This is a genomic window from Cellulomonas sp. ES6 (assembly GCF_030053835.1).
Classification (GTDB): domain Bacteria; phylum Actinomycetota; class Actinomycetes; order Actinomycetales; family Cellulomonadaceae; genus Cellulomonas.
The window spans coordinates 2,523,163-2,548,725 of sequence record NZ_CP125655.1 but is presented as its reverse complement, the minus strand read 5'-3'; the positions used below and the strand labels follow the sequence as shown (position 1 = coordinate 2,548,725).

The 25,563-nt window shown below is 74.2% G+C and carries 18 protein-coding genes and 1 tRNA gene; 10 read left to right on the top strand and 9 right to left on the bottom strand.

Annotated elements, in window-relative coordinates; translation table 11 throughout:
- Positions 1-427: 427 nt before the first annotated feature.
- From P9841_RS11860 to dcd, 5 genes are all read right to left on the bottom strand, one after another.
- Entirely contained in the window at positions 428-1,228 is an 801-nt protein-coding gene (locus P9841_RS11860) for an SDR family NAD(P)-dependent oxidoreductase (protein ID WP_283318875.1), read from the bottom strand.
- Positions 1,229-1,370: 142 nt separating this feature from the next.
- Complete coding sequence (locus P9841_RS11855) at positions 1,371-3,158, bottom strand: glycoside hydrolase family 15 protein (protein ID WP_283321939.1); 1,788 nt, start codon at positions 3,156-3,158, stop codon at positions 1,371-1,373.
- A gap of 109 nt (positions 3,159-3,267) precedes the next feature.
- Positions 3,268-4,161, bottom strand: a complete 894-nt coding sequence (locus P9841_RS11850) for an SDR family oxidoreductase (protein ID WP_283318874.1) — start codon at positions 4,159-4,161, stop codon at positions 3,268-3,270.
- Between the two features lie 132 nt (positions 4,162-4,293).
- Positions 4,294-5,400: a hypothetical protein gene (locus P9841_RS11845; RefSeq protein WP_283318873.1), complete on the bottom strand. Its 1,107-nt coding sequence runs from the start codon at positions 5,398-5,400 to the stop codon at positions 4,294-4,296.
- 13 nt (positions 5,401-5,413) lie between these two features.
- On the bottom strand, positions 5,414-5,989 hold the full coding sequence (dcd, locus tag P9841_RS11840) for a dCTP deaminase (protein ID WP_283318872.1): 576 nt from the start codon (positions 5,987-5,989) through the stop codon (positions 5,414-5,416).
- A 195-nt stretch (positions 5,990-6,184) separates the two neighbouring features.
- On the opposite strand from dcd, the gene P9841_RS11835 reads away from it, so the two are divergent.
- The 7 genes from P9841_RS11835 (at position 6,185) to P9841_RS11810 (ending at position 16,363) form a co-directional block, all read left to right on the top strand.
- Positions 6,185-8,680, top strand: coding sequence for a glycoside hydrolase family 94 protein (locus tag P9841_RS11835; protein ID WP_283318871.1), 2,496 nt, complete (start codon positions 6,185-6,187; stop codon positions 8,678-8,680).
- An 82-nt stretch (positions 8,681-8,762) separates the two neighbouring features.
- Positions 8,763-8,833, top strand: a tRNA-Gly gene (locus P9841_RS11830).
- Between the two features lie 102 nt (positions 8,834-8,935).
- Entirely contained in the window at positions 8,936-9,187 is a 252-nt protein-coding gene (locus P9841_RS19160; protein ID WP_502847555.1) for a hypothetical protein, read from the top strand.
- 59 nt (positions 9,188-9,246) lie between these two features.
- Positions 9,247-12,555 (top strand): type ISP restriction/modification enzyme, encoded by a 3,309-nt coding sequence (locus tag P9841_RS11825; RefSeq protein WP_283318870.1) that lies wholly within the window; start codon positions 9,247-9,249, stop codon positions 12,553-12,555.
- A 239-nt stretch (positions 12,556-12,794) separates the two neighbouring features.
- The gene (locus tag P9841_RS11820) at positions 12,795-13,481 is read left to right on the top strand and encodes an NYN domain-containing protein (protein WP_283318869.1); all 687 of its coding nucleotides are present in this window, start codon (positions 12,795-12,797) and stop codon (positions 13,479-13,481) included.
- A gap of 544 nt (positions 13,482-14,025) precedes the next feature.
- A complete protein-coding gene (locus tag P9841_RS11815; protein ID WP_283318868.1) occupies positions 14,026-15,291 on the top strand; it encodes an ATP-binding protein in 1,266 nt (421 codons plus the stop codon).
- A 460-nt stretch (positions 15,292-15,751) separates the two neighbouring features.
- Positions 15,752-16,363: a hypothetical protein gene (locus P9841_RS11810; RefSeq protein WP_283318867.1), complete on the top strand. Its 612-nt coding sequence runs from the start codon at positions 15,752-15,754 to the stop codon at positions 16,361-16,363.
- A gap of 842 nt (positions 16,364-17,205) precedes the next feature.
- Here the strand turns inward: P9841_RS11810 and P9841_RS11805 are convergent.
- Positions 17,206-17,688 carry a DinB family protein gene (locus P9841_RS11805; protein ID WP_283321938.1) on the bottom strand — a complete coding sequence of 161 codons (483 nt, stop codon included), beginning with the start codon at positions 17,686-17,688 and terminating at the stop codon, positions 17,206-17,208.
- A 332-nt stretch (positions 17,689-18,020) separates the two neighbouring features.
- On the opposite strand from P9841_RS11805, the gene P9841_RS11800 reads away from it, so the two are divergent.
- The 3 genes from P9841_RS11800 (at position 18,021) to P9841_RS11790 (ending at position 20,805) form a co-directional block, all read left to right on the top strand.
- The gene (locus P9841_RS11800) at positions 18,021-18,713 is read left to right on the top strand and encodes a biliverdin-producing heme oxygenase (RefSeq protein WP_283318866.1); all 693 of its coding nucleotides are present in this window, start codon (positions 18,021-18,023) and stop codon (positions 18,711-18,713) included.
- A 45-nt stretch (positions 18,714-18,758) separates the two neighbouring features.
- On the top strand, positions 18,759-19,385 hold the full coding sequence (locus tag P9841_RS11795) for a TetR/AcrR family transcriptional regulator (RefSeq protein ID WP_283318865.1): 627 nt from the start codon (positions 18,759-18,761) through the stop codon (positions 19,383-19,385).
- Positions 19,386-19,467: 82 nt separating this feature from the next.
- On the top strand, positions 19,468-20,805 hold the full coding sequence (locus P9841_RS11790; protein ID WP_283318864.1) for a GGDEF domain-containing protein: 1,338 nt from the start codon (positions 19,468-19,470) through the stop codon (positions 20,803-20,805).
- A 61-nt stretch (positions 20,806-20,866) separates the two neighbouring features.
- Here P9841_RS11790 and P9841_RS11785 read toward each other — a convergent pair whose 3' ends face one another.
- From P9841_RS11785 to P9841_RS11775, 3 genes are all read right to left on the bottom strand, one after another.
- Complete coding sequence (locus tag P9841_RS11785) at positions 20,867-22,837, bottom strand: NHL domain-containing thioredoxin family protein (RefSeq protein WP_283318863.1); 1,971 nt, start codon at positions 22,835-22,837, stop codon at positions 20,867-20,869.
- Positions 22,838-22,988: 151 nt separating this feature from the next.
- On the bottom strand, positions 22,989-23,216 hold the full coding sequence (locus tag P9841_RS11780; protein WP_283318862.1) for a DUF6458 family protein: 228 nt from the start codon (positions 23,214-23,216) through the stop codon (positions 22,989-22,991).
- A gap of 188 nt (positions 23,217-23,404) precedes the next feature.
- Positions 23,405-25,561 (bottom strand): S9 family peptidase, encoded by a 2,157-nt coding sequence (locus tag P9841_RS11775; RefSeq protein ID WP_283318861.1) that lies wholly within the window; start codon positions 25,559-25,561, stop codon positions 23,405-23,407.
- Positions 25,562-25,563 lie beyond the last annotated feature (2 nt).

Genomic DNA, 25,563 nt, shown 5'->3' with positions numbered 1-25,563 from the left:
CGAGCAGGGCGACGAGATCGCCCTGGTCCGCGACGGGCGCACCGTCGCCCGGCTCGTGCCCGCCCGCGACGGCGCCCGCCGGGCCAGCGGACGCCGTGGCGGGGTCGATGCACCCGCCGCCGCCACCACGGCGATCCAGCTGACGCCGCCTCCCGCCGAGGCGGGCGCGCAGGACGCCGGAGGCTCGCCCGGCACGGCAGAGGCGGACGGCTCGGGCGACACCGCTGTCACGGAGCCCACGACCGCGCCGGACGACACCGTCGTGCTCGCCCCCGTCGCCGGCGCGGACGACACGGTCGTCCTCGCCCCCGTCGACGACGCGGCGACCCCGGACGACACGCCCCCGCCCCGGCGCCGCAGCAGGCGGGACGTCGACCCCGGCGCGGCTCCCTGAGCCCGACCGTCCCCGCGCCGGGTCGAGCGCGCCTCAGATCGTCGCGACGGAGCCCGCGTCCACGCGGTAGTTCGACCCCGTGACGAAGCTCGCGCGCTCCGACACGAGGAACCCGATCACCGCCGCGACCTCCTCGGGCTCGCCCCGGCGGCCGCTCACCATCCCGGGTCGCTCCTCCTCGAGGAACGACGCGATCGCCTCCGCGCGGTCCGTCCCCCGCTGCTCCGCGCGCGCGTCCATCATCGCGTCGGTCATCGGGGTCGCGATGAACGCCGGCGACACCGCGTTCACGAGCACGCCCTCGGCCCCGTACGCCTTGGACAGCCCCTTCGCGAGCGACAGCACCCCGGCCTTCGACGCGCAGTACGGCAGCTCGTCGACGTAGGGCTGGACGCCGTCCTCGGACGCGAGCAGCACGATGCGCCCCCGGCCGGCCGCCCGCATGCCCCCGATCACCGCGCGCACCACCCGGACGGTCGCGAGCAGGTCCACCTCGAGCGTCCGCGCCCAGCCGGCGTCGTCGATCTCGTGGAACGGGCCCTGCGCGCCGGTCACCCCGGCCGAGTGCACGAGGATCTCCGGGTCGCCGAACGCGGCGCGCGCCCGGTCGAGCAGCCCGGTCACGTCGTCGGGCACGGTGAGGTCGGCGACGACGGGCAGGAGCCGGTCCTCGGCCGCCCCGAGCTCCGCGGCCGCGGCGGCCAACCGGTCCGGCACCTGGTCGGTGAGGACGACGCGCGCGCCCTCGGCCAGCAGCAGCCGGGCGGTCGCCAGCCCGATGCCGGAGTCCCCGCCGGTGACGAGTGCGATGCGGTCGGTGATACCCAGGTCCATGGGGTCCTCCTCGGTGTGGTCCGCGGACCCGGACGGTCCCGCGGGTGACGGTCGGTGCCGGTCGGTGACGGTCGGTGACGGTCGGTGACGGTCGGTGCCGGTCGGGTGACGGCCGGCCACGGCCGCCGGTGGGCGGTGCCGGTCAGCCGTCGGCGTGCCCGAGCGCCGGCGCGAGCGTCAGCGCCGCCTGCACGAGCGCCAGGTGGCTCAGCGCCTGCGGGACGTTGCCCAGGAAGTCGCCGGTGCCGGCCTCGACCATCTCCGGCCACACGCCGACGTCGTTGGCCAGGGCCAGCAGCTCGTCCATCCAGTCGCGCGCCTCCTCGGCGCGGCCCACGAGCGCCAGCGCCGCCACGCCCCAGAACGCGCAGGCCACGAAGGCGCCCTCCTCGCCGGCCATGCCGGAGTAGCGGTGCAGCAGCGGCCCGGCGCCGAGCTCGGCCCGCAGGGCGTCGACGGTGCCGCTCATCCGCTCGCCGGTGTCGAACCCGCTGCGGGCGTGCAGCAGCACCGACGCGTCGAGGGCGTCCGACCCGGGGTACATCACGTAGGCCCCGCGCTGCGGCGACCAGCACCGGTCCTCGACCCAGGTGCGGATGCGCCCGGCCTCCGACCGCCAGCGGTCGGCGTCCCCGGGGATCTGCCCGAGCTCCGCGAGGTGCACGGCGCAGCGCAGCGCCTGCCAGCACCCGAGCTTCGAGGACGCGTAGTGCCGCTCCTCGGGCAGCTCCCACATGCCGGCGTCGGGCCGGTGCCAGGCGTCGGCGGCCTCGTCGGCCACGGCGGCGAGCAGCCGCCCGGTGTCCGCGTCCAGCAGGTTCCCCGCGTCGACGTAGCCGCGCACGACGGCGAGCAGGTCGCCGTACACGCCGAGCTGGAGCTGGCCGTCGGCGCGGTTCCCCGCCACCACGGGCCCGATGCCGCGCCAGCCGGGGACGTCCCGGGTGACGCGCCCGGGCGGCAGGCCGCCGTCCAGGGTGAAGAAGACCCGGGTGCCGTGCCGGCGCAGCGTGCGCAGCACCCAGGAGATCGCCGCGTGCACCTCCTCGCGCAGGCCGAAGCCGATCCACGCGTCGAGGGTGTACGCGGCGTCGCGCACCCAGGCGTACCGGTAGTCCCAGTTCTTGCCGCCCGCCCGGCTCTCCGGGAGCGAGGTGGTGCCCGCGGCGGCGATGGCTCCCGTGGGCTCGTGCAGCAGCAGCTTGAGGGCCAGCGCGCTGCGCTGCACGGCCTTGCCCCACGGCCCGTCGTAGTGGAACTCGCGCGTCCACGCCCGCCAGTTCTCGATCGTCCGGTCGACGCCGCGGTCGACGTCCTCCGGGTCCGGGACGGGCACCGGCTCGCTCTGCGTGCCGACCACCGCCACGAGGTGCCGTGAGCGCGCGGTCGCCGTGAACACCCCGGAGCACGCCTGGTCCTCGGTCACGACCGTCATGTCGCCGAGCGTCCGGACGGCGAGCGTGACGCCGTCGTCGCGCAGGACGGCCCCGTGCACGGTGTCCTGCACCCACGGCGACGCGGTCCCGAGCACCGTCCCCGGCGCGACCCGCCACGCCATCGGGACGGTCCCGGACAGGCCGTCGACCCGCCGCGCGAGCTCGCTCCACGGGAGCCGGCCGGCGACGCCGGTGTTCATCGCCTCGGTCACCCGCACCGAGCCGCCGTCGGTGACGTACGTCGTCTCGAGCACGTTCGTGCCGACCACGTACTGCCGGCGCAGGCGGTGGGGCACGGTCGGCGCGAGGTCGAACGAGCCGCCGCCCTCCGCGTCGAGCAGCGCGGCGAACACCGGCGGGGTGTCGAGGTCCGGCACCGGGAACCAGTCCACCTGGCCGTCGTCCGCCACCAGGGCCACGGTCCGCCCGTCGCCGAGCACCGCGTAGGCGCGCAGGTCCGCGTACCCCCCGGTGCGCGGGGTGGGCGCGCGCAGCTCGTCGGCGGCCGCGTGCCCGGACCCCTCGGTCGCGTGGCCGGCGTCGCCGTCGAGGTTCTCCAGCCCCTGCTGCTCGGTCACGCGCGTCCCCCGCCCGGCGCGGGCGTCACGGGGTCGGCATCCCGCCGTTGACGTTGAGGGTCTCCCCGCTGACGTAGCTCGACTCCGGCGACGCGAGGAACACGTACGCCGGGGCGAGCTCGGCCGGCTGGCCCGCCCGGCCGAACGGCGTCTGCGACCCGAAGTCCGGCAGGGCCTCGGGCGGCTGGCCGCCGGCGGTCTGCAGCGGCGTCCAGATCGGCCCGGGCGCGACGACGTTGACGCGGATGCCCTTCGGTGCGAGCTGCTGCGCCAGCGCCTTCGACATCGTGTTGATCGCGGCCTTGGTGGTCGCGTAGTCCACGAGGATCGGCGACGGCTCGTACGCCTGGATCGACGAGGTGGTGATGATGCTCGCGCCGCGCGGCAGGTGCGGCAGCGCCTCCTGCACCAGCCAGAACAGCGCGTGGACGTTGGTCCGGAAGGTCTGGTCGAACGACGCGGACGTCAGGTCCGCGAGGTCCTCGACGTGCTGCTGCCGCCCCGCGACCACGGCGAGCACGTCCAGGCCGCCGAGCTCGTCGAGCGCGGTGCGCACCAGCGACCGGCTGTACGCCTCGTCGGACACGTCGCCCGGCGCGAGCACGACGGTCCGGCCGGCCTCGCGCGCCACGGCGGCGACGTGCTCGGCGTCCTCCTGCTCCTCCGGCAGGTACGACAGCACGAGGTCGGCGCCCTCGCGGGCGAACGCGATCGCGACCGCGCGGCCGATGCCGGAGTCCCCGCCGGTGACGACGGCCTTGCGGCCCGTCAGCCGGCCGGTGCCGCGGTACGTGTCCTCGCCGTGGTCGGCGTGCGGCCGCAGGTCCGCGTCGAGCCCCGGCCCGTCCTGGCTCTGCGCGGGCGGCGCGGGCATCTCGTACTGCGCGATCGGGTCCTGGAACGTGTACTGGTCGGCCATGTCGGGTCCTGCTCTCCGTGCGGCTGCGGGTTCCGGGTACGCCGACGCCCGCCGTCCGGAGGGCGGCGGGCGTCGGCCTTCCGCCATCGTCGGACGGCCCCGGGGGGCCCGCAACAGGAGCGCGGACCCGCCCTACAGGTCGACGGGGTCGACCAGGAACCCGGACTGGTCGGCGATCTCCCCGCCCACGTCGGCGTGGACCTCCCGCGCCACGGACCGCACCACCCGGGCGGCCCGCCCGCGCGCGACCCGGTGCGCCAGCGAGGGGCGCTCGGCCTCCAGCTGCTCCACGTCCGGCGCCTCCCAGCGGACCCGGTACGCCACGACCTCGCCCTGCGCCCAGGGCAGCCCCGCCAGCACGACCGGCACGTCCCGCTCCGCGGAGACCTCCACCGCGACGATCCCGTCGACGCCGAGGTCCACCTGCAGCCCGAACGCCTCGGCGGCGGGCGGGTGCGCGCGCATCCAGGCGTCGAACGCGTCCGCCTCGGCGTGCAGGCGCCGCCGCTCGGCCTCGTCCGCGACGCCCGCGCCGACCTGCTCGCGGGCGGCGAGCACGGCGCCGGTGTCCTGCGGCGAGGGCCGGGGGACGCCGGGGGCGGCGGCGCCCGCCCCGTCGAGCCGGGCCTGCGGGGCGACCCGCCGCGCGGCGGCCAGCACCGTCCCGGGCTCGACCCACCGGTCGGTCAGCACCACCAGGTCGAGCGCGGCGTCCATGTCCGGCTCCAGCACGACCCCGGAGTCGACCCGCACCGCGCCGCCCAGCCGCCGCGCGACCGCCACCAGCCACTGCGCGACGCGCAGCTCCTCCCGGACCGGGCCCGCGGCCCCGAACGCCCGCCGCAGGCCGTCCCGGTCGCCGCCGAACGCCGGCGCCTCCTGGCGCTCGCGCGGGCAGTCGACGACCCACGCCACGCGGCTGTCCGTGGGGAGCCCCCACGCCGCCACGCGCGCCGGCTCCAGGGCGTACGGCCCGGTCAGCGTCGAGAGGCGGCCGACCCGCAGCACGCCGGGCGTGGCGGACGGCGCCGGCGCGCGCGTGGCGCCCGTGGAGCGGCGGCCCGACGGGATGCGCGGCGGGCGCTCCCAGCGGGCGGCCGGGAACCGGCTCGTCGCGAGCACCTCGACCTCGTCCGTCGCCACGCCGTCCGGCAGCACGAGCAGGTGCCGGCCGGGGGGCGGCGCGACACCGGCGCGGTCGGGACCGGTGCCGGCGGGCAGGGCGGGGAGCAGCGTCATGCGGGCAGGGCCCTCAGACGTCCGTCCGGTGGAAGCTCTGCCACGACCGGGACGCCGTCGGGCCGCGCTGCCCCTGGTACCGCGACCCGGCGGCGCCCTGGCCGTACGGCCGCAGCGCCGGGGACGACAGCCGGAAGAAGCAGAGCTGGCCGATCTTCATGCCCGGCCACAGCGTGATCGGCAGCGTCGCGACGTTCGACAGCTCGAGGGTCACGTGACCGGAGAACCCGGGGTCGATGAAGCCCGCCGTGGAGTGCGTGAGCAGGCCGAGCCGGCCGAGCGACGACTTGCCCTCGAGGCGCGCGGCGATGTCGTCCGGCAGCGTGACCTGCTCGTACGTGGAGCCGAGCACGAACTCCCCGGGGTGCAGGACGAAGGGCTCGTCCCCCTCGACCTCGACGAGCCGCGTGAGGTCCGGCTGCTCCGCCGCGGGGTCGATGACCGGGTACTTGTGGTTGTCGAACAGCCGGAAGTAGCGGTCGAGCCGGACGTCGACGCTGGACGGCTGGACCATCGCCGGGTCGTACGGGTCGAGCAGGACCCGTCCGGAGTCGAGCTCGGCGGAGATGTCGCGGTCGGAGAGCAGCACGGGGACACGGTACCGACCCTCGCCGTGCGGCCGCGGGCCGGGCCGCCGGAGGTGCCCGCCGGGACCGCGTGCGGCGGGCGCTCGCCCGGGACCTGGGGCGCCGGGGGCCCTCCACGGCGGACGCTATGCTGACCGTCGGCGGCGCGTGGGAGCGCTCCCGCGCGGCACGATCACCAGACACCGAGAGGCGCAACGATGCGGTACGGCCACTTCGACGACGCGGCACGCGAGTACGTCATCACGACTCCGCACACGCCGTACCCGTGGATCAACTACCTCGGCTCCGAGGAGTTCTTCTCCCTGCTGTCGCACACCGGCGGCGGGTACTCGTTCTACCGCGACGCCAAGATGCGGCGCCTGACCCGGTACCGCTACAACAACATCCCCGCCGACGAGGGCGGCCGCTACTTCTACGTCAACGACGGCGGCGACGTCTGGACGCCGGGCTGGCTGCCGGTCAAGGCCGACCTCGACCACTTCGAGACCCGGCACGGCCTCGGCTACTCCCGCATCACCGGCGAGCGCGGCGGCCTGCGCGTCGAGACGCTGTTCTTCGTCCCGGTCGGCGAGACCGCCGAGGTCCAGCACGTCACGCTGACCAACACCTCGGACGCCGAGAAGACCGTCTCGCTGTTCTCGTTCGTCGAGTTCTGCCTGTGGAACGCCCAGGACGACCAGACGAACTACCAGCGCAACCTGTCGCTCGCCGAGGTCGAGGTCGAGCTCGACGGCCCGTCCGGCTCCGCGATCTACCACAAGACCGAGTACCGCGAGCGCCGCGACCACTACGCCGTCTACGGCGTCAACACCCGCGCCGCCGGGTTCGACACCGACCGCGACACCTTCGTCGGCCCGTGGAACGGGCTCGGCGAGGCGGCCGTCCCGCGCGCCGGCAGGGCCACCGGGTCGATCGCGTCCGGCTGGTACCCGATCGGCTCGCACCAGGTCGACGTCACGCTCGCCCCCGGCGAGAGCCGGTCGCTGACCTACGTGCTCGGCTACGTCGAGAACCCGCACGAGGAGAAGTGGGCGCCCGCCGCCGACGGCGAGCTGCCGATGCAGCGCATCAACCGCGAGCGCGCCCACGCCCTGCTGTCCCGGTTCGCCACCACCGAGCAGACCCTCGCCGCCTTCGAGGCGCTGCGGACGTACTGGACCGACCTGCTGTCGACCTACTCGGTCACCTCGTCGGACGAGCGCCTGGACCGGATGGTCAACATCTGGAACCAGTACCAGTGCATGGTCACGTTCAACATGTCCCGGTCGGCGTCGTACTTCGAGACCGGCATCGGCCGCGGCATGGGGTTCCGCGACTCCAACCAGGACCTGCTGGGCTTCGTGCACCTCATCCCCGAGCGGGCGCGGGAGCGCATCATCGACATCGCGTCGACGCAGTTCCCCGACGGGTCGGCGTACCACCAGTACCAGCCGCTCACGAAGCGCGGGAACAACGACATCGGCTCCGGCTTCAACGACGACCCGCTGTGGCTGATCCTCGGCGTCGCCGCCTACATCAAGGAGACCGGCGACTGGTCGATCCTCGACGAGGCCGTGCCGTTCGACAACGAGCCCGGCTCCGAGGTCCCGCTGTTCGAGCACCTGACGCGCTCGTTCCAGTTCACGGTGCAGAACCGCGGCCCGCACGGCCTGCCGCTCATCGGCCGCGCCGACTGGAACGACTGCCTCAACCTCAACTGCTTCTCCACCGAGCCCGGCGAGTCGTTCCAGACGACCGAGAACCAGGCCGGCGGCGTCGCGGAGTCCGTGTTCATCGCCGCGATGTTCGTGTTCATCGGCCCGGAGTACGCCGAGCTCGCCGAGCGCCGCGGGCTGACCGACGTCGCCGCGCAGGCCCGCGCCGCCATCGAGGAGATGCGCGCCGCGGTGCTCGAGCACGGCTGGGACGGCGAGTGGTTCCTGCGGGCGTACGACTTCTACGGCAACCCCGTCGGCACCGACGCCAAGCCGGAGGGCAAGATCTGGATCGAGCCGCAGGGCTTCGCCGTCATGGCGGGCATCGGCGTCGACTCCACCGACCCCACCACGCCCGAGGCCGCCGCCAGCCCCGCGCTGCGCGCCCTGAACTCCACCCGCGAGCACCTCGCGACCCCGCACGGCATGGTCCTGCAGTCGCCGGCGTACACGAGCTACCAGATCGAGCTCGGCGAGGTCTCCACGTACCCCCCGGGCTACAAGGAGAACGGCGGCATCTTCTGCCACAACAACCCGTGGGTCATCATCGGCGAGACCGTCGTGGGCCGCGGCGAGCAGGCGTTCGACTACTACCGGCGCATCACCCCCGCGTACCGCGAGGAGATCTCCGACGTGCACCGGCTCGAGCCGTACGTGTACGCGCAGATGATCGCCGGCAAGGAGGCCGTCCGGCACGGCGAGGCCAAGAACTCCTGGCTGACCGGCACCGCGGCGTGGAACTTCGTCGCCGCGTCGCAGTACCTGCTCGGCGTGCGGCCCGGCTACGACGGCCTGGTCGTCGACCCGCAGCTCGGCCCGGACGTCCCGACGTTCACCGTCACCCGCGTGGCCCGCGGCGCGCGGTACGAGATCACCGTCACCAACTCCGGCCGGCCGGGCGCCCGCGCGGCGCTCGTCGTGGACGGCACGCCCGTCGACGGCCGCACCGTGCCCTACGCGCCGGCCGGGTCGACCGTGCGGGTCGAGGTCACCGTCTGACACCCGCGGCGGCTCCGGGCGACCCGACCGGGCGTCCGGAGCCGCTATGCTGGGTGCGCGCTCCCGCAGGCGGGGGCGCTGCGCGGGTGTAGTTCAATGGTAGAACTTCAGCTTCCCAAGCTGACAGCGCGGGTTCGATTCCCGTCACCCGCTCTCGGTATACCGCCTGGTCGGACCCCTAGCAGGGGTCTTGTCCTTCCCCCTGAATAGTGTCCTCGTTCGTAGTCGTGCCACTACGACACCACCGAGGACACGATGGCGACCAGGAAGACGAAGACCCACTGCGACGCGTGGGGCAGCGTCCGGCAGCTGAAGTCGGGGCGCTGGCAGGTCCGGTTCCCCGCGCCGGACGGCACCAGGCGGTCCGCCGGGACGTTCCGACGCGAGGCCGAGGCACAGCGGCCGCGCCGGGGAGACGGTTTGTGCGGTTGGCGCAGTCTCCTACGCGGGCGCGCGCGAGCGGCCATGCGGGTGACCTTCCAGATCAGGGGCCCACCCGCCCGGTAGCCTGCAACGCGGTGTCCGTCAACGGAGGGGGTCCCATGAACTCAGGGCCAAGCCCATGGATGGTGACCGCCGTCAGCGACTTCGGCGCCGTCTGCCGCGACAAGCTCGCCGGCCTTGGTGACCGCGAGGCGGCGATCCGGGCCCCGCTGGAGGGACTGCTGCGCGCGGGGGGCAAGGCCCTTGGCGTCCCCGCCGAGTTCCACGACGAGATCCGCGACACCGACCGGCAAGTCCGACCCGACTACGGGGTCAGCGTCAAGGGCGCGATCACGGGGTACATCGAGGTCAAGGCGCCCGGCAAGAACATCGACCCCTCGTCCTTCACCGGACACGACCGGCGGCAGTGGGAGCGCCAGCGCGACCTGCCGAACCTGATCTACACGAACGGCACGGACTGGCGGCTATACCGCGACGGGGAACGGGTGGGGCAGCCGGTCACCTTCATCGGCACCCTGGAGTCGGCAGGATCCGCCCTGACCGCGCCACCGGAGTTCGAGAACCTCCTCATAGACTTCCTCCGCTGGAAGCCTGCACCGATCACGAGCGTGGGTGCCCTCGTCCGCGCGGTGGCACCCCTCACGCGCCTGCTCCGCGGCGAAGTTCTCGACCAGCTCAACCTCGAGCGGCGTGCCGTCGCCCAGGGCGCCGAGGAGTACCTACAGCCGTTCCTCGGGCTGGCCCGCGACTGGCGCACCCTCCTGTTCCCCCATGCCGAGGACGAGACGTTCGCGGACGGGTACGCCCAGGCGGTGACCTTCGCCCTGCTGCTCGCCCGCACCGAGGGCATCGATGTCGCCGGCGAATCCCTGCACGAGGTCGGCGCGCAACTAGGCGACGAGCACTCCCTGATGGGGCGAGCCCTTCAACTCCTCACGGACGCCGTCGCCAAGGACTTCAAGGTCACGCTTGACCTGCTGGTCCGGGTAATCGGGGCGGTGGACTGGCCGCGAGTCCGGAAGGGGCGCCGGGACACCTACCTGCACCTTTACGAAGACTTCCTCGAGCAGTACGACAACGACCTGCGCAAGCAGTCCGGCTCGTACTACACCCCGCGCGAGGTCGTCGAGCACATGGTGCGGCTGACCGAGGAAGCACTCGTCACCCGCCTCGGCCTCACCGACGGGTTCCGCGACCCCGACGTCCTGACCGTCGATCCCGCGATGGGCACGGGCACGTATCTGCACACAATCCTCGAACGCGTCGCCGACCAGGCCGAGCAGACTGACGGACCAGGAGCAGTCGCCGGCGTCCTGACACAGGTGGCCGAACGCCTCGTGGGCTTCGAGTTGCAGATGGGGCCCTACGCGGTGGCTGAGTTGCGCACCACCGACCTGCTCGCCGCCCACGGAGCCAGCGCCCCGCCAGGCGGCATGCACCTCTACGTCACCGACACCTTGGATGACCCTCATGCCGCGGAGGCCCAGATCGGGTCGGGCCTTCAGCTCATCGCTCAGTCCCGCAAGAAGGCGAACAAAGTCAAGGCCAAGGCCAACGTCACGGTGGTCATCGGGAACCCCCCGTACAAAGAGCTCGCGGTGGGCGACGGCGGGTGGGTCGAGTCCGGCAGCGCGGCGCACGGCAAGAGGGCGCGCGCGATCCTCGAGGACTTCTTCGAGCCGGGCACCGGCCGGTTCAAGGCCAAGCTGAAAAACCTGTACGTCTACTTCTGGCGGTGGGCGACCTGGAAGGTATGGGAGTCGACGAACCAGGACGTCGACGGGGACGCCGGCGTGGTGTGCTTCATCTCCACGTCCGGGTACCTCACCGGACCGGGGTTCGCCGGGATGCGCCGGTACCTCCGCTCGTACGCGAGCGAGGGCTGGATCATCGACCTCACCCCGGAAGGGCAGACACCCGACGTCCCGACACGGATCTTCCCCGGGGTTCGTCAGCCGCTCGCCATCGGACTGTTCATCAGGCGTCCCGATGCCGACAGGGCGCAGCCCGCTACGATCCGGCACCGCGCGGTGACGGGCCGCCAGGGCGAGAAGTTCGCCGCCCTGGCCGGCATGACTCTCGATGACCCGGACTGGCAGGAAGTGCGGTCCGAGTGGACCGCTCCGCTCACGCCGGCCGCCGCGGGCGGGTGGGACGACTACCCGGCAGTTGCCGACGTCATGCCCTGGTACTCGCCCGGCGTGTTTCCGACGCGTCGATGGGTCTACGCCCCCAGCCGCGTGATCCTCGAGAAGCGCTGGCTGCAGCTGCTGACCGAGACCGAGCCGGCGTTGAAGTCCGAGTTGTTCAAGGAGGGCCGCGACGCCAACCTCGCCAAGGGCAAGGCGCCCCTCCCCGGGGCGGACACGCACCAGTTCACCGCCACGCCCCTGGCCGTGGAGAACATCAGCCGCCCGGAACCCGTGCGCGTCGGCTACCGCGCCCTCGATCGCCAGTGGGTGATCCCCGACCACCGCGTCATGGATATGCCGCGCAGGGACCTCTGGGAGGCGAGGATTCGGGACCAGGTCTACGTCGTCGAGCAGCACTCGGCCGACGTCCACGATGGACCGGGGCTCGTCTTCTCGGCCCTTATCCCGGACTTCGACCACTTCAACCATCGCGGCGGGCGGGCCCTGCCGCTGCTGCATCCGGACGGCAGTCCCAACCTCGCGCCTGGACTCCTGGCTGCACTGAGCACGTTGCTCGGCGCCCCGGTGACGCACCAGGACGTCCTCGCCTACACGGCTGCTGTCGTCGCGCACCCGCACTTCACCCGTACCTTCGCGGCCGAACTCGCCACCCCTGGTATTCGCCTCGCGCTCACGGCCGACCCGAACCTGTGGTCGCGCGCCGTCGGGCTGGGGCAGGAGATCCTCTGGCTCCACACCTACGGCGAGCGGTTCACGGGCCCAGGGCGGCCGGAGGGCGCGGTGCGGTTCCCGAGGGGCGACCCACGGCAGCCGCTGGCGGTCATGCCGATCGCCGCCATGCCCGACGAGATGACCTACGAGACCTCGACGCGGACGCTCGCGCTCGGCTCCGGAGCCGACGCGGGGACCTTCCGGCCGGTCGAACCCGCCGTCTGGGAGTTCGCCGTCGGCGGCAAGAACGTCCTCAAGTCCTGGTTCAACTACCGGAAGGCCATCCCCGGTGGGAAGAAGACCTCGCCGCTAGACCTGGTGCACGTCGACACGTGGGACCCCAGCTGGACCACCGAACTGATCGACCTGCTCACCGTCCTGACCCGCCTCGTCGAGCTTGAACCAGCCCAGGCGGACCTCCTCGACGCGATCCTCGCCGGACCGGTCCTGACCGTCGCCGCCCTGCAGGCGGCTGGCGTCCGCTGGCCGACCACCGCGAAGGACCGCCGGCCTCGCCGTGGCCTTCCGGCGACGCAAGAAGACGGGAGCCTCGGTCTCGGCATCTAGGGCGTACTGGGGCGGGCCGTCGCCGACCTGGCCGTTCTCCGGCCGGCCGATGCGCCCTACGGATCAGGCGACGGGTTGTCCGGTCGCTCAGGCGCCGCCTGCGCCAGACGGGTGAGGTGGTCCGCGCCACGTTGCACCCCGCTCGTGGTGCGGGGTAGCGTCGTCAGCAATCCACCCCGTCGTCCGGACCACGTCCGCACGGCGGGGCTTTTCTTTGGGGGCCGACGATGACCAAGCGCGTGTACGTGTTCCTCGACTGGCAGAACGTCTATATGCGCGCGCGCGAGGCGTTCCACAGCCTCAGCGACCCGGTGGTGAAAGGCCAGGTCGACCCCGTCGATCTTGGCCACGTCCTCACGGCGGACTACGCGCGGCGGCACCCCGACGACGACTTCGAGCTGGAGCGCATCTGCATCTACCGCGGTGCACCCACCCAGCAGCATGACGCCAAGGGTTACGCGGCGGTGCGCCGCCAGTCCGCGGCGTGGCGGACGAACCGGAAGGTCGACCTCCACCTCAGCGACCTCCGGTACCCCTTGGACTGGGGCTCGGAGGGCTGTGTGGACAAGCCCCGCGAGAAGGGCGTCGACGTGGCGCTCGCGCTTGACGTCGTCACCCTCGGGCTGGAGGGCATGTACGACGTGGGGATCGTCATGTCCGCCGACTACGACCTGAAACCCGCCCTCGACTACATGGTGAGGCGCCGGATCAGCCGGGGCGAGCCGGACATCGAGGTTGCCGCCTGGAAGGGCGACGACGGGTCCAAGCCGTTGCGTATACGCCTCGACAACAGGCCCTTGTACTGCATCTGGCTGGACCGCCAGGCGTACTGGGGCGTGATGGACGAACGCGACTACAACGTGGCGGCGACCAAGGACGGCCTGCGGGCGACGGTCCCGCGCCCCGGGTCCTGGCTCCCCCGGTGAACCGGTGGAAGTGCCACTACGTGCCACTAGCGGGTGTCACTTGGTGTCGCTCCGCGAGCGCTAAGCCCCAGGTCACGAGCACGGGCGCGGCGATCCGTGCGGGCCGGGAGCACCTGGCTATCAGCTTCCCAAGCTGACAGCGTGTTCGATTCCCGCCACCCGCTCCATCGTCGTCGTAGGTCAGGGCCGTGTCGGCCCCTCATGCACCGTGCGCCGACTTCCCTCGGGCCGCTGGCAAGCCGCTGCACGGGACCCGACGGCGCCCAGCGCACGCTGGATGCCGTCCCGACCAAGGCCGAGGTCGACCAGGCCCTTGCGCACGAGGTCTCGCGGCTGGACAGCGACCCGCGCGCGGATCTCGCGTCGAGCACGCGGGCGCTGTACCGGCGGCTGCTCGGGCGGCGGATCGACGCCCGCGTCGCCTCCATCCGCCGTCCCTGGCTGGCATCCGCGCACCCCCAAACCGTCAACTCCCACGGCCGCAGACCGTTAACCAGTGGAGCTGCAGAGTGTAAAGTCGACGTTCCACCTCTCGGGAGGATCCATGGACTACCTGCCACGCATCGCCGACGGGCTGCTCGCCGATCGGCTCGCGTCCGCAGGCGCCGTCCTCATCGAGGGACCGCGCGCCTGCGGGAAGACCCGGACCGCGGAGCAGGCCGCCCGCAGCGCCGTCTACCTCGACCGGGACGAGACGGCACTGACCGCCCTCCAGGTGGACCCGTCTCTCGTCCTCGGTGGCGAGCCGCCGCAGCTGGTCGACGAGTGGCAGCTCGACGCGACCCGCGTCTGGAACCAGGTTCGCGCCCAGGTCGACACACGCCAGGCGACCGGTCAGTTCGTCCTCACCGGGTCGTCGGTCCCTGACGACGACGCGCGCCGACACTCCGGCGCCGGCCGGTTCGCGCGCCTGATGATGCGACCGATGAGTCTGTTCGAATCGGGGGACTCGACGGGGTCGATGTCTCTCCGGGCCCTGCTCGCCGGTGAGCGGCCCTCGGTGCCGTCCGTCGACGTCGACATCCACCGCACCGCCGAGCTCGTCGTCCGCGGCGGTTGGCCGCTGAACCTCGCGATGACCCCGACGCAGGCCGCCGCAGCGAACCGCGACTACCTGCGCACCATCGCCGAGGTCGACCTCGCGCGCGTCGCCGGGTCACGTCGTGACCCCGTCCGGGTCGGCCGCTTCCTCCAGGCGCTCGCGCGCAACACCGCGATGGAGCACGTCGTCGAGCGCCTCGTCGGCGAGACGATCTCCGACGCGCCGGACGACGCCGGCTCGCTCACCAAGCCGACGGCCTACCGGTACCAGGACGCCCTCACCCGTCTGATGGCGCTGGAGCTGCAGCCCGCGTGGTCGACGCACCTCCGTTCGCGATCGCGGCTGCGGGACAAGCCCAGGACACACCTCGTCGACCCCTCGCTCGCGGCGGCGGCTCTGGATGCGAGTCCCGCCAAGCTCGTGCGAGACCTCAACACCCTCGGCCTCCTCTTCGAGTCGCTCGTCGTCCGGGACATGCGCGTCTACGCCGACGCGATCGACGCCACGGTGAGCCACTACCGGGACTCCGACAACCTCGAGGTCGACATCGTCGTCGAGGCCCGCGACGGCACCTGGGGCGCCTTCGAGGTCAAGCTCGGCACAGGCCAGATCGACGCGGCCGCCGCGTCGCTGCTGAAGTTCGCCGCCAAGGTCGACACCGACAAGGTCGGCGCACCCGCCGTGCTCGGCGTGATCACCGCGAGCGGCTACGGCCTCACGCGGCCCGACGGAGTCGTCACCGTCCCGATCGGGGCGCTCGGCCCCTGAACCACCAGCGGGCCTGCGCCCACGACTGTGCACGAGGATCGCCGAGCACGCAGCGCAGCGGACCCACCCGCCCCGGACGGTCGTGGTCGACGGCTCGGCCGCTCGCGGTGGCGGCGACGCGTCGAGCGGCATCGACCTCCTCGTCGTGAGGACGGCTGGCACCGACGAGGACGACCCCTCAGTGGCAGCAGAACCCGTCGGGTCGGTCGCCGTCGTACCGGCTCCTCGGGAGGCACCCCTCGGGAGGCACCCCTCGGGAGGCATGACGTGGGCGCCGAGCCGCTGGCGGGCGAGACGCATGGTGGGAGCCGCTCGCGACGTGACGCGGTCCTGACCGACCCCCGCCCCTCAGTCGGCGGCGCGAGACCCCCAGTCGGTCGGTGGGGGCACCACTCAGTGGCCACTGGGTGCCGCTCGGCGGCGGTTAGCGTGCGACCTCCTGAGCAGGGGGAGGCACCACATGGAACGCCAGATCGCGTCGATCGACCTGCAGCTGCCGGAGCGCTGGCGCGTCTGGCGACCGGGCGACGGTCCCCGTGCCGCCCGGCGCGCGGCGGACGAGCTGGCGAGCGGGCCCGTCGCGGGCGCGCGGCTGCGGGCTGCGGTCGAGGCGGTCGACAGGGCGGTGCTCGACCTGCACACCCGGCACGTCCGCGCCGGCGTGTGGGTGCCGGAGCCGACCGGGGACGTGGCCGCGTCCCTGGCGTGCGAGCTGCTCGCGGAGTCGCCCGAGGGGCCGGACGCGGCGGACACGTACCTGGGACGGGTGCGGCGCAAGATCTACCGGTCACGGCGGACGACCACGCGGATCGCGCACCATGCCGCGAGCCGGTCGCAGGTGCCCGCCGGTGCGGCCGTCGTCGCGCTGCGCAGCGAGGGCGCCGCACGGCACGAGGTGGTGTGGACGGTGTTCCCGCCGGACGCGCGTCAGGCCGTGCAGCTCCGGTTCGACACCCGTGGCAGCCAGCGGTACCCCGAGCTGCTCCGGCACGCCGAGTCGATCGCGACGGGGATGCGCGTCCGGTTCACGGCGCCCGCACAGGCCTCTGCCGTCGCCGGGCCGGAGCGCTGACCCCGGTCCGTGCACACGGGGTCCACAGCCGGCGGACGGGTGTCCACAGGCCGCGGGTCCGGATCGCGCCTGACCTGGGACCCGGTGCACAACCTGGGGACAGAACCTGTGGAAACAACCGGACATATCGCTCGAACGGGTGTCGATACGCGGCGATACGGGGGACGACAGGCTGTGGACAACAACCAGGCGGTTGTGGACAAGTGCGCCCGGGCACGGAGAAGGGCCCCTCGGAGTAAGCGTCCGAGGGGCCCTTCCCGTGGCCGTCGACCGGGCTCCCCCGACGAGTCGGGGACCGGCGGCCGCTCTGACGGTGCGGCTCCGTCCCGGCACCCGGTGGGCACCCCCGAGAGGGCACCTCCCGCGGGCGGGACGGCGGCGACCAGGCCGTCGGGGTCCTACGAGGACTCTGCGTCGTCATCCGCAGCCCTGCCGGTCTCCCGGCCGGGACGTCCCGTCGTTCTCCCTCTGGCCCGACCTCTCCGGTCCCGCTCCGAGGGCGTCCGGCGAACCGGTCGTCCTGCGGTGACGGGGTGTCCGTCGAGGTCGATGGAGCAGTTCTAGTCCTGCCCGGGAACGCGCCGCAAGGGCCTGGAGCAGGCAATTCTCATCCACCGCTGCATGCACATGTTGTCCACATGTTCACCTGCGTGATCGCGCGGAGCTCACAGGGCTGTGCACAGAATCTGTGGATGACGGGCGCCCCGGCGCGCCTCCCACGCAGCACGAGCGGGGCGCCGTAGCGTCGTCCACGGATCGAGGCCCCTCGGAGTAAGCGTCCGAGGGGCCTCGCCGCGTCTGCGGAGCCGGGCGCGCGGTGCCTGGCGAGCGGTGCCGGGCGTTCAGGCCCCGACGTCGTGCAGGTGGTGCACCACGTCGTGCAGGAAGTACTGGCCGAGCGTGGTCACGGTGAACGCGGAGCCGTTCGAGCGGAGCCCGGTGCGCTCCCACTGGTCGGCGCGCACGGTCTGGAACCGGGCGGCGAGCGCCGCGGCGGCGTCGGCCAGCTCGTCGGCGACGCGCCCTGGGTCCTGGAGGTCGTAGCGGTCCTCGACGGCGGTCGCGTCCTGGTCCCAGTTGGGGAACTGCGGGCCGTCCTCCTCGAGCATGAGCCGCAGCCGCTCGTCGAACACCCGGTGGACGTCGCGCACGTGCGCGCCGTACTCCAGCGGGGACCAGACGGCCGGGTCGGGGCGGTCGCGGACGTCGATCCGGCCGAGCGCCGCCCGCCAGCGCGGGACGAGGTCGTGGATGGTGCCGGCCACCTGCGGGCCGGCGACGTCGGTCCCGGCGAACCCGCACTCCGGGCACCGCTCGCGCAGCACCCACGTCCAGTCCTTCGCGTCGGGCGTGGCGGGGGCGTAGGCCGGGGCGGGGTCGCCGGCGGTGGGCCTGCCGGGTTCGTCGGGCTCGTCGGGGTCGGTCGGCGCGGGTGCGGCGTCAGCTGTCACGTCCTGCACGGTAACCCGGTGGCCGCCCGCGCGGTCGTCATCTGCGCCCGGTTCGCCGGTCCGGCGGCACGGTCTCCGCGCGACCCGTCGACCTCGCCGTCGCCGACGGCGACCGTGGCGCCCAGGGTAGGCAAACCTAACTTCGTCGGGTACGTTTGCTGACGCGGCGTCAGGACGACGCCGCGCCACCACGTCCGGGAGCCGCGATGACCGCCACGCACGACCTGCCCGCCGCCGCGCCCCGCCCCGACGAGGGCGACGCCCGCACGCCCCTGTCGACGATGCTGCGCGAGGGGACCCGCGCCGAGCACGAGGCCGCGGAGGGCTCGGCGTTCGTGGACGACCTGCTCGCCGGCCGCCTCACCGTGGCCGCCTACGCGGACCTCGCCCTGCAGCTCCACACCGTGTACTGCGCCCTGGAGGAGGTCGGCGACGCGGTCCGGGCCACCCCCGCCGGGTCGGGCGTGGTCTTCGACGAGCTGCGACGCGTCCCCGCCCTCGAGTCCGACCTGGCGCACCTGCTCGGCCCGGCGTGGCGGGAGGCCGCCGACCCGCTGCCGGCGACCGCCGCGTACGCCGCGGAGATCCGGGCGGGCGGCGCGGACGCCGGGGCGTACGTCGCGCACGCGTACACGCGCTACCTCGGCGACCTGTCCGGCGGGCAGGTCATCGGCCGGATGGTGCAGCGCCACTACGGCGTGCCGGACGCCGGCGTCGGGTTCTACGCGTTCCCGGCGGTGCCGAAGCCCAAGCCGTTCAAGGACCTGTACCGCGCCCGGGTCGACGCCCTGCCCCTCTCCGACGCCGAGCGGGACGCCGTGGTCGAGCGGGCCCGTGCCGCGTTCCGGCACAACAGGGCGCTGTTCGCGGCGCTGGCCGGGCGGCACCGGCCGGCCTGACGGGCCGCGGCGCGACGTGCTGACACCTCGTGCGAGAATGTCAGCATGCCCAAGATCATCGGCGGCTCGCTGCACGAGCACCGCGAGCAGACCCGGCTGCGGCTGTTCGGCGCGCTGTCCCGGCTGATGGGCGAGCGCGGCTTCGACGCCATCACGCTCGCCGACATCGCCCAGGCCGCCGGCGTCGGACGCACCGCGGTGTACAACCACTTCGCGGACAAGGAGTCGATGCTCGTCGGCTTCATCCTGCACGAGACCGAGCAGTACGTGGCCGCCCTGGAGGCGGAGCTGGCCGGCGTCGACGACCCGACGGCCCAGCTGCGCGCCTACGTGCGGGCGCAGTGCGAGCTCAAGCGCGACTACCACCTGGCGCCCGGGCCGGACCTGCGCTCGGTGCTCTCCCGCGGCACCCAGCAGCGCGTCCGCGAGCACGTCGTGCTGGTCGAGTCGCTGCTGCGCCGCATCCTCGCCGCGGGCATCGAGTCCGGGGAGTTCCCGGAGCAGGACCTCGGCACCACCGTCTCCCTGGTCAACGCCTGCCTGAGCGGCCGGGGGCTCCCGGACGACCCCGAGGCCCGCGAGCGCGCCGTGGAGTCCACCGTGATGTTCGTGCTGCGCGCCGTCGGCGCCGGTGAGCGCGCCGGGCTCGAGGCGGAGCCGGTCCCGGCCTGACGCCGCCCGGATCACCCGCTCGGGCGCGCCGTCGCCGCCCCGAACCCGTGTGGCGGCGGCGCGCGTCGGCGATGATGGGCCCGTGACCGACGCACCGACGCCGGCCCGGGAGGCCGCGCCCCGGGGTGACGGGGACGACGCCCGGCAGCTCGCCCTGCTCGCGCACCGCCTCGGCGGGCTGCTGACGCTGGCCGACGCGTACGACGCCGCGGCCGCCGCCACGCGTGACGTGCTGCGCGCCGGGGTCGCCGCCGTGGCCAGGCGCGAGCTGGACCAGTGGCAGGTGCTCGCCGCCGACCCCGCGGACGAGGCCGCCGCGGTGCTGGACGCCGTCCGCGACGGCGAGGCCGCCCGGGCGCTCGACCACCGTCAGGAGACGTGGCGCAACGGTCCCGGGGAGGACGCGGGCCGCTCCCGCCCCGCGCTGGTGGCGCCCGTCGTGGTGAACGGCGAGCTCTGGGGCGCGTTGTGCGCCGTCCGGGACGCGCCCGCGCTGCCGTTCACCCGCGACGACGCCGCGCGCGGGGAGGTGCTGGGCACCCTGCTGGGCGCCCACATCGCGCGCCTCGACCTGGCGGAGCAGGTGCGCCACCTGGTGTCCGACGACGCGCTCACCGGCCTGAGCACCCGCCGCGTCGCCGACGAGGCGGCGCAGGCCGCGATCGACTCCGGCGACGAGACGTGCATCGTGATGTGCGACGTCGACGGACTCAAGCGGGTGAACGACGAGCTCGGGCACGACGCCGGCGACGACCTGCTCCGCGCCGTCGCGGCCGTGCTCCGGCGCGCGAGCAGCGGGCTGCCCGGGTCCACCGCCGCGCGGATCGGCGGGGACGAGTTCTGCATCGTCACGTGCGGCATCCCGCGGACCACCGTGGTGCAGGTGATGGACGCGACCGTCGGCGACGCCACGCTGCCGCACGGGTCGTCGCTGTCCTACGGCATCGCCTCGTCGGCCCGCGGCTCCCTGGGTGCCGCCCCGACGCCCCGCTCGCTGTTCCGGCGCGCGGACGCCGCGCAGTACCACGCGAAGCGGAGCCACGCCGCGGCCCGCGCCCGTCAGTACCGTGCGGACGACCCCGGCGCCGTCCTCGGCCGGGCGGTCGCCGCGGGCGTCACCGCGCTCGCCGCGACCGCGCCCGCGCCGCTGTCACGCCTGTGCGCACTCGCCGCGGCGCTGACGGAGGCGATGGGCGGCTCGGGGTGGACGGTGTCCCGGGACGCCGGAGCGTCCGGCGACGGACCTGTCGTGGTCGCGCGGGGTGGCACGTCCTCGCTGCACGTCAGCGGCATGCGGCAGGTCGAGCTCGCGAGCGCCCCGTGGACCGTGCAGCTCGAGTCCACGCTGTCGTCGACGGACCGCACCGTCGGCACGACCCTGCAGACGCTCGTGTCGCTGGCGGTGCTCGGCGCGTCCTGATCGCGGCGCCGCGGCACCGTCGGCCGCCGCCTCAGCCGCGCCGCGGCACGCGTCCGGGACGTCAGCCGTGCAGCGGCAGGGTCAGCGCAGCCGGGGCACCCGGGACGACGCGCACCGGGACGCCCCAGTCCTGCGAGCTCAGGTGGCACGCCGGGAACTCGATCGCCGGGTCGTCGTCGCAGGACGCCGCGCGGGCGGTCACGTGCAGCACGCCGTCCGCGACCTCGGGGTTGATCCGCAGCGTCCGCGTCAGCGGCACGTCGTCCCCGGCGCCGTCGAGCAGCAGCTCCGGCGGGGTCGAGGACACGCGCAGCAGCGTGGACGGTCCGTAGCGGTCGTCGTACTTCTGGCCCGCCGCGGGGGTGAAGACCACGTCGAGGGCCAGCCCGCCCGGCGCGATCTCGGTGACCGGCCGCTGCGTGCGGTGGGCGCCCGCGTCCAGCACCTCCCCCGCGAGCGTCGCCGGCAGGGCGAGACGCGTCAGCCGGTGCGCGGCCGACTCCACGACGACCAGCGTCACGCCGCCCGCCTCGGGGTCGACCTGCACGACCACGCCGCTCGGCTCGGCCAGGCCGGTCGCGAGCGTCGACACCTCGCCCGCGCCGCCGTCCCCGCCCGGGGCCCAGCGCCGCACCGCGCCGTTGTAGGTGTCGGCGACGACGACCGACCCGTCCGGCAGGGCCGCCACGCCGAGCGGGTGCTGCAGCAGCGCCTGGTCCGCGGCGCCGTCGCGGTGACCGAAGTCGAACAGCCCCGCCCCCACGGCGGTCCCGACCGTGGCGGCGGTCCAGGCGTCCGCGGGGCCGGCGCCCGGGGTGCCGGGGACCTCGCCCGGGTCGATCCAGCGCAGCGCCGAGACCTCCGAGTCGGCCAGCCACAGGCGCCCGCCGGCGCCGAGCGCCACGCCGGACGTCTGCGCGAACCACGCCTCGCGCGGGTCGCCGTCGACCAGGCCCTCGTTCATCGTGCCCGCGACGGGCTCGACCGCGCCGGACAGCGGGTCGAACGCCCAGAGCTGGTGGTCCCCCGCCATGGCGACCAGCGCGGTGCCCGTCTGCGGCGACCACGCGACGTCCCACGGCGAGGACAGCGGCACGGAGGTCCCCGCGCGCGGCACGCCGTCGGTGCGCCAGAGGTCCGGCCGGCCCGGCAGCGGCGACGGCACGGTCGGCTGCCCGACGAGGTACTGCTCCCCCGTGCCGGCGACCGTCGTGACGTGGCCGTCCGCCAGCCGCACGCCGCGCAGCGCGTGGTTCACCGTGTCGGCCACCAGCACGTCGTAGCCGACCGCCGCCGCCACGTCCTCGGGCAGCAGCGCCAGGCCGTTGGGCTCGCTGAACCGGGCCTCGTCGGGGCCGCCGTCGGCCAGGCCGCGCTCGCCGGACCCGATCCGGCGCAGCAGCGTCTCCCCGTCGGCGGCCAGCTCCGCCAGGCCGTGGTGCCCGGCGTCCGCGACCAGCAGCGAACCGCCGGGCAGCTCGACCGCCTTCGCGGGGAACCGCAGCGTCCCCGCCGTCGGCTCCGGCGGCACGTACGGGCCGGAGCCCCGGTGCAGCGTGCCCTTGGCGTCGTGCTCCTCGACGAGGTCGGCCACCAGCCGCGCCACGTTGGCCCGGTGCCCCTCGCCGGCCATCTGCGCGACGACGTAGCCCTCGGGGTCCACCACGACGAGCGTCGGCCACGCCCGCGCGGTGTACGCGGACCACGTGACCAGCTCGGGGTCGTCCAGCACGGGGTGGTGCACCTCGTACCGCTCGACGGCGGCCGCGAGCGCGACCGGGTCGGCCTCGTGCACGAACTTCGGGGAGTGGACGCCGACGATCACCAGGACGTCCCGGTACTGCTCCTCGAGCTCGCGCAGCTCGTCCAGGACGTGCAGGCAGTTGATGCAGCAGAACGTCCAGAAGTCGAGCAGGACGATCTTGCCGCGCAGGTCCGCGAGCGAGACGTCCCGGCCGCCGGTGTTGAGCCAGCCGCGGCCGACGAGCTCGGACGCGCGGACCTTCGGGAGACGGGTGGGGCTGGTGGTCACAGGAGTAGTGAACACGACCGGGCCCGGCGGTCGTCCCGCGGTGTCCGGGTGCTGGTCGTCCTCGACCGGTCACCGGCCGGCGCGTCGCAGGACGCGCCGGCCGGGAGCGGGCGGTGCGGTCGCGCGCCGCACCGCCCGCCGGGTCAGGCAGTCACGCCGCGGGGGGCGGCGTGCGGTCCTCGTAGCGCTCCACGACCTCGCGGTGCGAGGTGTTCGCGCGCTGGTTGGTGAGGACCAGCGCGAGGATCAGCGCGAGCACGCCCGCACCCATGCAGATGTAGCCGATGACCGTCAGGTCCACGCCGGAGATGTTGTCGCTCACGCCGAACGTGAGGATCGCCCCGATGACGATCAGCGCGATGCCGCCGCCGATGCCCATGGTCGCCACTCCTTCCACCGGCCCGGGCGCGGGGTGCCCCGGGTCTGGGAACCGAGTGTGGTGCGGGTCGGGCCGGCGCGCGCGTCGAGAACGGCGCTCGGAGGCCTGGAACGGAGCGAACCCCACGGTTGCGCAACCGCTGGGTTGCGCAACCGTGGGGTGTCCGACGTGTCCCGGCGGGCGTTCGCCTAGCCGAACACCTCCGGCAGCGGCGGCAGGTCGTCCCCGGCCAGGCCCAGGACGTGCTCGGCCAGGAACGCCTCCACCACCTGGTACCAGACCTTGGCGTGCTGCGGCGTCAGCACCCAGTGGTTCTCGTCCGGGAAGTAGAGGAACCGGTGCGGCGTGCGTCCCTCGTCGTCCGCCGCGAGCGCCGAGCGGGACAGCAGCTCGTACCACAGGCGCAGCCCCTCGCCGATCGGGACCCGGTAGTCCTTGTCGCCGTGCACCACCAGCATCGGGGTGACGATCTTCTCGACCGACAGATGCGGCGAGTTCGCGAGTGCCATCTCGGCGGTCATCTCGCGCTCCCAGTAGTACGAGCTGTCCGTCGTGGGCCCGAACTGGTCCAGCGCCCACAGGCTCGCGTGGGTGACGATCGCGCGGAACCGGTCGGTGTGCCCGGCGACCCAGTTGGCCATGTAGCCGCCGAACGAGCCGCCCATCGCGGCCGTGCGGGTCTCGTCGACGTCCGCGCGGGCGACGGCCGCGTCGGTGACCGCCATGAGGTCGGTGAACGGCGCCGCCCCCCACGCGCCCCAGCCGCGCTGCACGAAGTCCTGCCCGTACCCGGTCGACAGCGCCGGGTCGGGCAGCAGCACCGCGTAGCCGCGGGCGGCCAGGATCCACGGGTTCCAGCGCCAGGACCAGGCGTTCCAGGAGCCGAGCGGACCGCCATGGATCCACAGCGCGAGCGGCGCCGGCGCGGCGGCGGACGCGCCCTCCGGCAGCACGAGCCACGCCCGCACGGCCGCGCCGTCCTCGGCGGTCGCCGTGACCTCCGTCAGCGTGCCGGGCAGGGCGGGCAGCGGCGTCGGACCGGGCAGGGCGACCGCCTCGACCGGTGCGCCCGAGCCGAGCGCCGCGGCGAGGTCGACCCGTACCGGGTGCGGCGGGGCGGCGTACGAGCTGCGCAGCGCGTACAGCGCGGTGCCGTCCGGGCTGACGAGCAGGTCCGTGAACGCGGCGTCGTCGGCCGTCACGCGGGTGACCGCGCCGGTGCCGGGGTCGACGTGGAAGACGGGGCTGCGCCCGCCGTCGTCGGCGGCCACGAGCAGGCCGGAGCCGTCGCGGGTCCACACGACCTGGCCGGGCCAGCGGTCCCAGTCGGGGGCGACCCGCTGCGGCGCGGGGCCGTCCGCGTCCAGCCCGACGACCCACAGCTCCTCGCGGGGCGCCGTCGTCGGCGTCGTGATCGTCTCGCGCACGTAGGCGACGCGGCGCGAGTCCGGCGAGATCACGGGGCCGTACACGTCGGCGCCCGGGTCGTCGACCAGCACGCGGCGGCTGCCCGTCGCGACGTCCACCGCGACCAGCCGGTGCCGCTCGACGCCGCGCGCGGCCGGCCGCGTCCACGTCGTCACGAGCGTCCGGCCGTCCGGCGACAGCACGGCGTCCTGGTGCCGCAGGCCCGTGCCGGGGTCGGGCGTGACGTCGCGGAGCGCCAGGCGCGTCTGGGGCTCACCGGCTGCGGCCGGTGCGGCGACGGCGGACAGGTCCGCGGCGAACAGGTGCGTCACGGCCGGCCCGAGGTCGTGGTCCCAGTAGCGCACCGGGTAGGAGCTGTGCAGCACGGCGGACACCTTCGCGTCCTTGCGCAGCCCGATGAGGCGCTCGTCGGACTCCTCGTCGGTCGCCCGCGGCAGGACGTCCGACGGCACGACCACCACCGGGGCGTGCTCGGCGACGGCCACGCCGTCGATCCCGGCCTTGCGGGCGGCGACCACGCGCGCCTCGGCGCCGTCGGCGGGCAGCATCCAGAGCGCGGCGGGTGTCTCGTCGTCCGGGGACTCGGCGTCGGCGTCCGGGCGGGCCGACGTGAAGAGCAGGTCGCCCGTCGACGCGAACCGGGCGGAGGACTCGCCCTTCGCCGACCGGGTGAGACGGCGCGCGGGGCGCTCGCCGGCGGGGTCGACCTCCCACAGGGCGCTGACGTAGCGGGTGCGCTTGGCGTCGAGCGTGGCGACCGCCGTGACGAGGCGGGTGCCGTCCGGCGACAGCGTCAGCCCGGACAGCCGCGGCAGGGCGACGTAGGCGTCGAGGTCGTGGAACGGGGTCGGCGGGGTCGCGCCGGACGGGGAGTCGGCGGTGCCGGGGACGGGCGTGGTGTCAGAGGCGTCGGTCACCC